Origin of the sequence: Rhodoplanes elegans, assembly GCF_016653355.1 — a bacterium.
Classification (GTDB): Bacteria; Pseudomonadota; Alphaproteobacteria; order Rhizobiales; family Xanthobacteraceae; genus Rhodoplanes; species Rhodoplanes elegans.
Window position 1 is genome coordinate 1 of record NZ_NHSK01000074.1, and the last position, 8,077, is coordinate 8,077.

Genomic DNA, 8,077 nt, shown 5'->3' on the forward strand with positions numbered 1-8,077 from the left:
GTCGGCGAGACCCGCAGGGGCGCGGGGGACGGGGGTGTGGGCACTCGGCTGGGCACACTGGCGCACGCGATCCTCCCGGGCGATTCGCGACGAGATCGGGTCCGGATCCTAAGGCGTTTCCGCGTATTTGGGAGCCGGTCGTTCGAGGTCTCCGAAAATGCCTTCGTGACTAGCCCGTTTTCGTTATGGCAGTGGTAACCACTTAGGAAAAACACGGCAAAAGTGCTTCGGAACGACGCCGACAGAACGCCTTTCAAGACCCACGAAGGTAATGAAATGCCGGGAAAAATCACCCCTCGTTAATGTGGCCGCCGGGCCACAACAGGTTTTTAACCTCGCCGTGCGAGGACTAATCCACATCGTGGTGAGAGTTCCGGGGTCCGCAATGTCGCTTCCAAGCTTCCGCTTGAGCCTTCAGGTGAAGATCGCGGCCATCGGCGCGGTCGGTCTGCTCGGCCTGTGCTTCGTCGGCGGGTTCTACCTCGTCGGTGCCAACACCCAGGAGCGCTACGAGCGCGCCGCCGACCGGGCCAGCGCCGTCGCCAAGCTCGCGACCGACGTCTCGGCCGGCATGTTCCAGGCCCGCGATGCCGAGAAGGAGTTCATGCTGACCGGCGACGAGGCACGCCTGCGCGACCACGAGCAGGCGGTCGCCAAGATGCTGTCCGGGTTCAAGGACCTGCAGGCGAAGCTGGCCGACATGGGCGAGACCGAGCTGGCCGAGAAGGCCGGCAAGGCGCGCGCCGGCATGGAGCGCTACGCCACTCACTTCAACACCGCGGTCGGCGCCAAGCGGACCATGGGCCTCTCCAACGACAGCGGGCTCGAGGGCGCGCTGCGCAACACGGTGCGGCAGATCGAGAACGAGCTCGACAAGTTCGACGACGCCCGCCTGGTCGCCGGCATCCACCCGGTGCGCCGCTACGAGCGCGAGTTCATGCTGCGCCAGGACGGCCTCTCGCAGACCAGCTTCAAGAAGGCGCTCGCGGCCTTCGTGAGCGCCTTCCAGTCGGCCGCGCTGCCGGCCTCGACCAAGAAGCAGATGCTCGACCGGCTCGCGACCTACGAGCGCGACTTCAACGAGTGGATCAAGGCCGCCGAGGCGATCGAGCTGGCCAGCACGCTGACCAAGGTCGAGTACGGCAACGTCTCGCCCGTGGTCGATCAGATCAAGACCTCGATCGACAAGCTCTACGCCGACGCCACGGCCATGAACGCCGAGGCGCGCGAGGACACCCGCCGGCAGATCCTGATCGCCATGGGCGTCGCCCTGGTGGCGGTCGCCGGCATCGGCTTCGTGATCGGCTCCAGCCTGGCGCGTCCGCTCAAGGCGATGACCAAGGCGATGCGCGAGCTCGCCGAGGGCCACATGGAGGTGGCGCTGCCCGGCCTCGGCCGGCGCGACGAGATCGGCGACATGGCCAAGGCGGTCGAGCGCTTCAAGGTCGTCGCGGTCGAGAAGGCGACCCGCGAGGCCGAGGAGCGCGAGGCGGCCTCGCAGGCCGGCGCCGCCGCCCGCAAGGCCGAGATGGCGAAGCTCGCCGACGGGTTCGAGGCGGCGGTCGGCAACATCGTCGGCAACGTGTCGAGCGCGGCGAGCCAGCTCGAGGCCGAGGCGCGCCGTCTCACCTCCACGGCGGAGACGACGCAGCGCCTGTCCAACACGGTGGCGAGTGCCTCGACCCAGGCCTCGTCCAATGTCCAGACGGTCGCCGCATCGGCCGAGGAGCTCGCCGCATCGGTCGCCGAGATCGCCCGTCAGGTCCAGGAGTCGAGCACGATCGCGGCGCAGGCGGTCGAGCAGGCGGTGCGCACCGACAACCGCATCGGCGAGCTCTCCAAGCTCGCCAGCCGCATCGGCGACGTCGTCAAGTTCATCACGGCGATCGCCGAGCAGACGAATCTGCTCGCCCTCAACGCCACCATCGAGGCGGCGCGCGCCGGCGAGGCCGGCAAGGGCTTCGCGGTGGTCGCCCAGGAGGTCAAGGCGCTGGCTGCGCAGACCGCCAAGGCGACCGACGAGATCTCGGCCCAGATCGGCGGCATGCAGGCGGCGACCGCCGACTCGGTCGGGGCCATCAAGGAGATCGGCCGCACCATCAACCGGGTCTCGGAAATCGCCGGCAACATCGCCGCAGCGGTCGAGCAGCAGGGCGCCGCCACCCAGGAGATCGCCCGCAACGTCCAGCAGGCGGCGCGCGGCACCACCGAGGTGGCGAGCAACATCGTCGACGTCAGCCGCGGCGCCAGCGAGACCGGCTCGTCGTCGGCTCAGGTGCTCACTGCGGCCAACTCGCTCACCCGCGAGAGCGAGCATCTCAAGGTCGAGCTGGAAGAGTTCCTGCGCACCGTGCGGGCCGCCTGAGGCGGTTCGCCCGAGACGCTCCGACCAGATCACGATCGATCGACCCCGGCGTCAGTGGCGCCGGGGTTTTTTCGTGCCCATCGGGGGGTCGATCAAGCCGTGCGGATGTAGTCGCGCAGCGCGTTCGACTCCTGCTCCATCTGCTCGAGCCGCGACTTCACCACGTCGCCGATCGACACGATGCCGACGAGGCGGTCCTGCTCGACCACCGGGACGTGGCGGAACTTGCCCTCGGTCATCGTCTGCATCAGCTCGCCGATGGTGTCGTGCTGGGCGCAGGTCACGACCTTGCGGGTCATGATCTCGGACACCGGGACGTCGAGCACGCCGGCGCCGCGGGCGCCGAGCGCCTTGACGATGTCGCGCTCCGACACGATTCCGATCGTCCGGCCCTCGGTGCCGGTCACCACCACGGCGCCGATGCCGCGCTCGTTGAGCAGCGTCGTGGCGGCCGCGACGGTGGCGGCCGGATCGATGGTGACGACGTCGGTGCCCTTGCGGGCGAGAATCGTCTTGACGGTCACGTTTGCCTCCCTGGCGCGAGCCGTGCGGCCGGCGCTTTCTACCGTTGACCGGCCGCAGGGGTGGGACTGGAGCGACAAGCCGCCGGCTCGCCCTCCGGTTCCCGCCCAACGGCAGCCGGTGTCACGATCATGGGTTGTTTCGGGCAGGGCGGCAAGGCGCGCGCCGGCACCTGCCATCCGGGGCGGCCGTCCGGCTCAGTCCGCGGCGCGCGGGATCGGCACCGGGTCGAACAGCGGGAACAGCAGCAGCCCGGCGATGAACCCACCGATATGGGCCTGCCAGGCGACCGGCTGGTCGACCCCGAGCATCCCGACCGAGCCGAGCCCGAACAGGATGTTGAGGCCGAACCAGACCGCCAGGAAGCCGAGGATGCGGGGGTCCTTGAGGGTCTCGACCAGCGGCGCGGCGGGCACCAGATAGGCGGTGTGGTCGGTGTTGCGGAACACGCCGAGCGGGCCGCCGACCTGGAACACGAAGCGGATCGCCGCCGCCATGAACCCCGAGATCGCCGCCGAGGCGCCGATCATCGGCAAGAGCTCGCCCGGGTGGGTCACGAGATGGACGGCCGCCCCGGCCGCCGCCGTGACGATGAAGAAGCCGACGAAACGGGCGGTCTCGAATCGGCGCGCCACCGCGCTGCCGAAGGGCAGGAGCCACAGCACGTTCACCCCGAGATGGGTGAGGTCGCCGTGGATGAAGGCATAGGTGACGAAGGTCCAGACGTCGGCGGCGAGCCCCCCCGGCAGGGCGATGTCGATCCCCGGCATCGGCCCGTAGCGGGCCGGAATGAAGGCGAACAGCAGGAGGAAGTCGACGTCCTGGGCGGGCGCGAGCACCAGCTCGCGGAACGCATGAACGAGGCCGAACGCTGCGACCAGGCCCGCGATCACGCTCGGGAGGTTGAAGATGGGCTCGGTGCGTCGCGACATGAAGTCCCTGGGTGGCCCGCTCTGATAAGCCGTGCATCCTTGCCCTGCAAGCGGCAGCCGCCTTGGAGCGGGGAAGAATTTTAGCAAGATCCATGAGGACAGCCGAGCAACGTTCGCTCGCGCTTGAGGAAAAGCCCTTTCACGGACGGGTGCGCCGCAGCCCCGCGACGCTGCGGAGGACGGGCGGGGCGGAGCGCGCCGCCGCGCCGTTAACCTTGATCGGACGTAAACGCCCGGGCGCATGCTGTAGCGGCTAAGAAGGCCCGGGGCGTGCTGATCGATCGAGTCGGGGGACGGCGGAGTCGCCGCTGTCCCGTTTCCGGACAGTCCGCCCGGAAGCGCCGCGCGACCCATGCAGATCGAGCCCATGAAGCACCCGTCGAGCCGCGAGCTGTTCCGTTACTGGACGACGCTGCGTGGCGCCCGGCCGGCCCCGGAGCGCGACGAGCTCGATCCCGGCGCGTTGCGAAAAATCCTCGGCGACAGCTTCGTCCTCACCTTCGATCCGGCCGCGGGATTCCCGTTCCGGCTCGCCGGCACGCGGCTGTGCGGCCTCGCCGGCCGCGAGCTCAAGGGCAGGGCCTTCGTCGACCTGTGGGACGAGGAGAGCCGCCCGCTGGTCACCGCGCTGCTCGGCGGGGCGGCCGACGAGGCGGCCGCGGTCGCGGCCGGCGCCGTCGGGCTGACGGACTCCGAGCCGCCGGTGCCGCTGGAGCTCGTGCTGCTGCCGCTCGCCCACCGCCGCTCGCTGCACGAGCGGCTGCTCGGGCTGCTGGTCCCGCTGGAGACCCCGTACTGGCTGGGCGTCTCGAAGGTGCGAGCGATCCGGATCGGCGCCTTCCGCAACCTGACGCCATGGTCTGCGCCGAGCCTGGTCCCGGCTCTGCCGGAGCGGGCGCGCCCCCGGCTGGTCCTGCTGGAGGGCGGCCGGGTCGGCTGATCAGGCAGCCGATCAGCCTTTCGCGATCGGTTCGGATCCCGATTCGGGGGCGGCCGGCTTCGGCCCGTAATAGGCGAAGAACATCTCGACCGCGTGGCCGACGACACGGGCGATCTCCTCGGCGCTCGGCGGGCCGTCGTGCCAGCGGTAGAGCAGGGGCCGCAGCAGGCTCGCATGGACGAGCTCGCTGAACTGCCACGAGGCGAGCGTGGTGTCGTCGATGGCCAGCAGGCCGCGCGCCGTCATGCGATCGAAGTAGGTGGACAGGATCGAGATGCCGCAGCCCGGTCCCTCGGTGAAGAAGCCACGACCGATCTCCGGCATGCGCTCGGTGACGCCGAGCACCACGCGCTGCACCCGCACGGCCCAGTCGGTGGTGAGCAGCGTGACATAGGCCGTGGCCCAGCGGGTCAGCGTGGCGCGCACGTCCGGCCCGTCGTCGATCAGCGCTTTCAGCTCCGCCAGGTGCTTGTGCCGCTGGTCGGCGATCAGGGCGCAGAACAGCTCCTCCTTGTGCTCGAAATACACGTAGAGGGTGCCCTTCGAGACGCCGGCCTCGCGGGCGATGTCGTTCATCGAGGCGGCGTCGAAGCCCATCGCCGAGAACACCCGGGCGGCGCCCTCCAGAATCTGCCGGCGCTTCGCCGGATCGGTCCCGGCGGGCGCCCGGCCGCGCCGGACCAGAGCGGCGTCGGGCCTGCAGCCGGCGTCCTGGGACGGGCCTCCGGCACCATCGATCGCGAGAGCAGGGGGCGCATCGGGGGTGTGTGCCGGCTCGGGCACGAACACGCCGGCCACGGCGGTCTCGTCTCGGGTCATCGTCTCCTCGCCGTGTCGCGGGTGCCGGGACGCCACGCGCGTCACCCGCCCTGCGACATCATCGCTCAAACTTTTCGAACCGAACGGTTCGGTTCGCTCTTGATATGCCCTTCCGTATCGGCTAGTCAATCGAACCGAACGGTTCGGTCAATGCCCGACCGATCGTCGGCCGAGACGGCCCCCCAGACCTCGGCCGGTCAGCGTGACAGCGTGGGCGGACCCTTGTTGCCTTCGGGTCCGGCGTCGCCCACGCCTGCGGCGGAGCGGTCGATCGAGATGTCCCCCTCGTGACCGCTCCGCCGCCCCCTCCGGCCTCCCTGACACTGTCGCATTTCTGTCGCTGCGGCCCGCATTGCGGCGCTGCGGGACGACTCTCAAGACCTCGTTAACGCTCGCCTCCTAAGGTCGATCGGAGAAATCAGGAGAATTCGGGCAATGACACTGGCCGAGCGCAAGCCGAGCCTTCTCGCGCTCGCCGACGAGCGCCGCCGGTTCCAGCGGGTCACCGTCAACCTGCTCGGTCGCTACATGCTGGCCGACCGGCGCGAGTTCCCGTGCCAGGTCGTCAACATGTCGCCAGGCGGGCTCGCCATGATCGCCCCGGTCGCCGGCCACATGGGCGAGCGCGTGGTCGCCTATGTGGATCACGTCGGCCGCCTGGAAGGGGCCGTCACGAGAGTGTTTCCGACCGGCTTCGCCATGACCTTCTCGGCGACGCCGCGCAAGCGCGACAAGCTCGCCGCCCAGCTCACCTGGCTCGCCAACCGCGACATCCTCAACCTGCCCGAGGACCGCCGCCACGGCCGCTTCGTCCCGCACAACCCGTTCACCCAGATCGTCATGCCGAACGGGCTGAATCTGCGGGTCCGGATCATCGACGCCTCGCTGTCGGGCGCCGCCGTCGCCACCGACCAGCGCCCGCCGATCGGCGCGCTGATCATGGTCGGAAAAATCCAGGGCCGGGTGGTGCGCCATCTCGAGGAAGGGTTCGCCGTCGAGTTCACTCGGCTGCAGCATCCCGACTTCATCGAGGAGAGCCTGCACCCCTGAGCGGGGGCGCGGCGCCTGTCGGACCACGCTCATCGCGATCGCCAGCGCTCGCCGCCGGACACGGACCGCCGTGACCGGCGGCTTTTTTACGCGCCCGCGTCGACGGCGCCGATGTTCGCCGCCCGCCGGAGTCGCGCCCGCGGCGGTCCGCTGCCGTGCCCCCGCGAGTCGCGATCCTCCACCTCTGGTAAATAAAGCGTGCCGCGCAGGAGCCCGTACGGTCCGCCGTTCGGCTTGTCGCATCGCGTGCGGGAGCGCCGCGGCACCCCCGCGCGAGACGCCGAGGCCGCCTTCAGCCGAATGCGGCGAGCCCGGGGCAGGGGGCTAAGTCATTGATTCGAAACGGCGCGGCCCGAGGTCCCTAAAATTTGAATCAAATCGAGTTGTATCGCATTTTAATCAAAGTCGTCTCGCATTTGAATCAAATGTAGTTATGTATTGAACTAGTATTGTCTCGAGTTTAGCGGACCGACTTAGCGGCAATTCAAAGGTTGTATGGGAGAGTTGGCCCTGTAGACGGGAGGGGTCAACGATGAAGTGTCGTCCCAGACGCGCTCTGGCTGCTGCATGGTCCGCCGCACTCCTCGGGGTGCTGGTCGGACAGGCCGACGCTCTCGATCGTCCGCTCTTCGCCTCCGTGCAGGACACGGCCCGTCCGCCGATCGGCTGGGTCTCCTTCTGCGCCGACCGGCCGCGCGATTGCGCGACCGCCCCGACCGCCCCGCGCGACGTCGTGCTGTCGCCGCGCGCCTGGCGCGACCTCGTCCGCGTCAACCGCTGGGCGAACGAGACCATCAAGCCCCTGACCGACATGGATCACTGGGGCGTCGTCGAGAAGTGGTCCTATCCGGACGACGGTTACGGCGATTGCGAGGACTACGTGCTGCTCAAGCGGCGCATGCTGATCGACGCCGGCTGGCCGCGCGAGGCCCTGCTCATCACGGTCGTGCGCGACCGCAAGGACGAAGGCCACGCGGTGCTGACCGTCAAGACCGACAAGGGCGAGTTCGTGCTCGACAACCAGGTCGACGAGATCCTGCCCTGGTCGGAGACCGGCTACCGGTTCGTCAAGCGCCAGTCGCAGTCCGACCCGAACCTGTGGGTCTCGCTCGGCGACGGCCGCGCAGTCTCGACCGCGGCGCCCCGCTAGGCGACGCCGCCGCATCCCGGCGCCCCACGGCGCCGGACCGAGCGGCAACGACTTGAACGATCGCGGGAACTTCTCCCGTGAACCTGTCGCCCCCGGGCGACGACCAAGGATCAGGAGTTTCGCAGTCCGGTCACGTCCCCACCCCTCCCCGTCCCAGACCGGGTTGCGCGCGGCCGGCTCTCCCCCAAGAGCCGGCCGCACCCCTTTTATACGCTGAAAAATCAACGAAATCCATCTGTTATCCGGCACGTTCGCGTCGTTTGGTGCACGAACGGTACACGCACACGATGCAACGATCT

7 protein-coding genes are annotated in these 8,077 nt (G+C 69.1%); 4 read left to right on the forward strand and 3 right to left on the reverse strand.

Features of this window, described 5'->3' with window-relative positions:
- Positions 1-385: 385 nt before the first annotated feature.
- The gene (locus CCR97_RS07550) at positions 386-2,365 is read left to right on the forward strand and encodes a methyl-accepting chemotaxis protein (RefSeq protein WP_201159422.1); all 1,980 of its coding nucleotides are present in this window, start codon (positions 386-388) and stop codon (positions 2,363-2,365) included.
- 92 nt (positions 2,366-2,457) lie between these two features.
- On the opposite strand, the gene CCR97_RS07555 is transcribed toward CCR97_RS07550, so the two are convergent.
- Together CCR97_RS07555 and CCR97_RS07560 are read right to left on the reverse strand one after the other, a co-directional pair.
- Positions 2,458-2,889, reverse strand: a complete 432-nt coding sequence (locus CCR97_RS07555) for a CBS domain-containing protein (protein ID WP_111358618.1) — start codon at positions 2,887-2,889, stop codon at positions 2,458-2,460.
- Between the two features lie 195 nt (positions 2,890-3,084).
- The gene (locus CCR97_RS07560) at positions 3,085-3,819 is read right to left on the reverse strand and encodes a rhomboid family intramembrane serine protease (RefSeq protein WP_111358619.1); all 735 of its coding nucleotides are present in this window, start codon (positions 3,817-3,819) and stop codon (positions 3,085-3,087) included.
- Positions 3,820-4,171: 352 nt separating this feature from the next.
- On the opposite strand from CCR97_RS07560, the gene CCR97_RS07565 reads away from it, so the two are divergent.
- Positions 4,172-4,759 (forward strand): PAS domain-containing protein, encoded by a 588-nt coding sequence (locus tag CCR97_RS07565; protein WP_111358620.1) that lies wholly within the window; start codon positions 4,172-4,174, stop codon positions 4,757-4,759.
- Between the two features lie 12 nt (positions 4,760-4,771).
- On the opposite strand, the gene CCR97_RS07570 is transcribed toward CCR97_RS07565, so the two are convergent.
- Positions 4,772-5,578: a TetR/AcrR family transcriptional regulator gene (locus CCR97_RS07570; RefSeq protein ID WP_111358621.1), complete on the reverse strand. Its 807-nt coding sequence runs from the start codon at positions 5,576-5,578 to the stop codon at positions 4,772-4,774.
- 435 nt (positions 5,579-6,013) lie between these two features.
- Here CCR97_RS07570 and CCR97_RS07575 point away from each other — a divergent pair, with 435 nt between their 5' ends.
- A complete protein-coding gene (locus tag CCR97_RS07575) occupies positions 6,014-6,628 on the forward strand; it encodes a PilZ domain-containing protein (protein WP_111358622.1) in 615 nt (204 codons plus the stop codon).
- A gap of 532 nt (positions 6,629-7,160) precedes the next feature.
- Positions 7,161-7,778: a transglutaminase-like cysteine peptidase gene (locus tag CCR97_RS07580; RefSeq protein ID WP_111358623.1), complete on the forward strand. Its 618-nt coding sequence runs from the start codon at positions 7,161-7,163 to the stop codon at positions 7,776-7,778.
- The last annotated feature ends 299 nt before the right edge of the window (positions 7,779-8,077 follow it).

What these genes read in the sequence shown, in the direction of transcription:
- CCR97_RS07570 (WP_111358621.1), bottom strand. Translation starts at nt 5,578, where the DNA reads ATGACCCGAGACGAGACCGCCGTGGCCGGCGTGTTCGTGCCCGAGCCG.
- CCR97_RS07580 (WP_111358623.1), top strand. Translation starts at nt 7,161, where the DNA reads ATGAAGTGTCGTCCCAGACGCGCTCTGGCTGCTGCATGGTCCGCCGCA.
- CCR97_RS07575 (WP_111358622.1), top strand. Translation starts at nt 6,014, where the DNA reads ATGACACTGGCCGAGCGCAAGCCGAGCCTTCTCGCGCTCGCCGACGAG.
- CCR97_RS07550 (WP_201159422.1), top strand. Translation starts at nt 386, where the DNA reads ATGTCGCTTCCAAGCTTCCGCTTGAGCCTTCAGGTGAAGATCGCGGCC.
- CCR97_RS07565 (WP_111358620.1), top strand. Translation starts at nt 4,172, where the DNA reads ATGCAGATCGAGCCCATGAAGCACCCGTCGAGCCGCGAGCTGTTCCGT.
- CCR97_RS07560 (WP_111358619.1), bottom strand. Translation starts at nt 3,819, where the DNA reads ATGTCGCGACGCACCGAGCCCATCTTCAACCTCCCGAGCGTGATCGCG.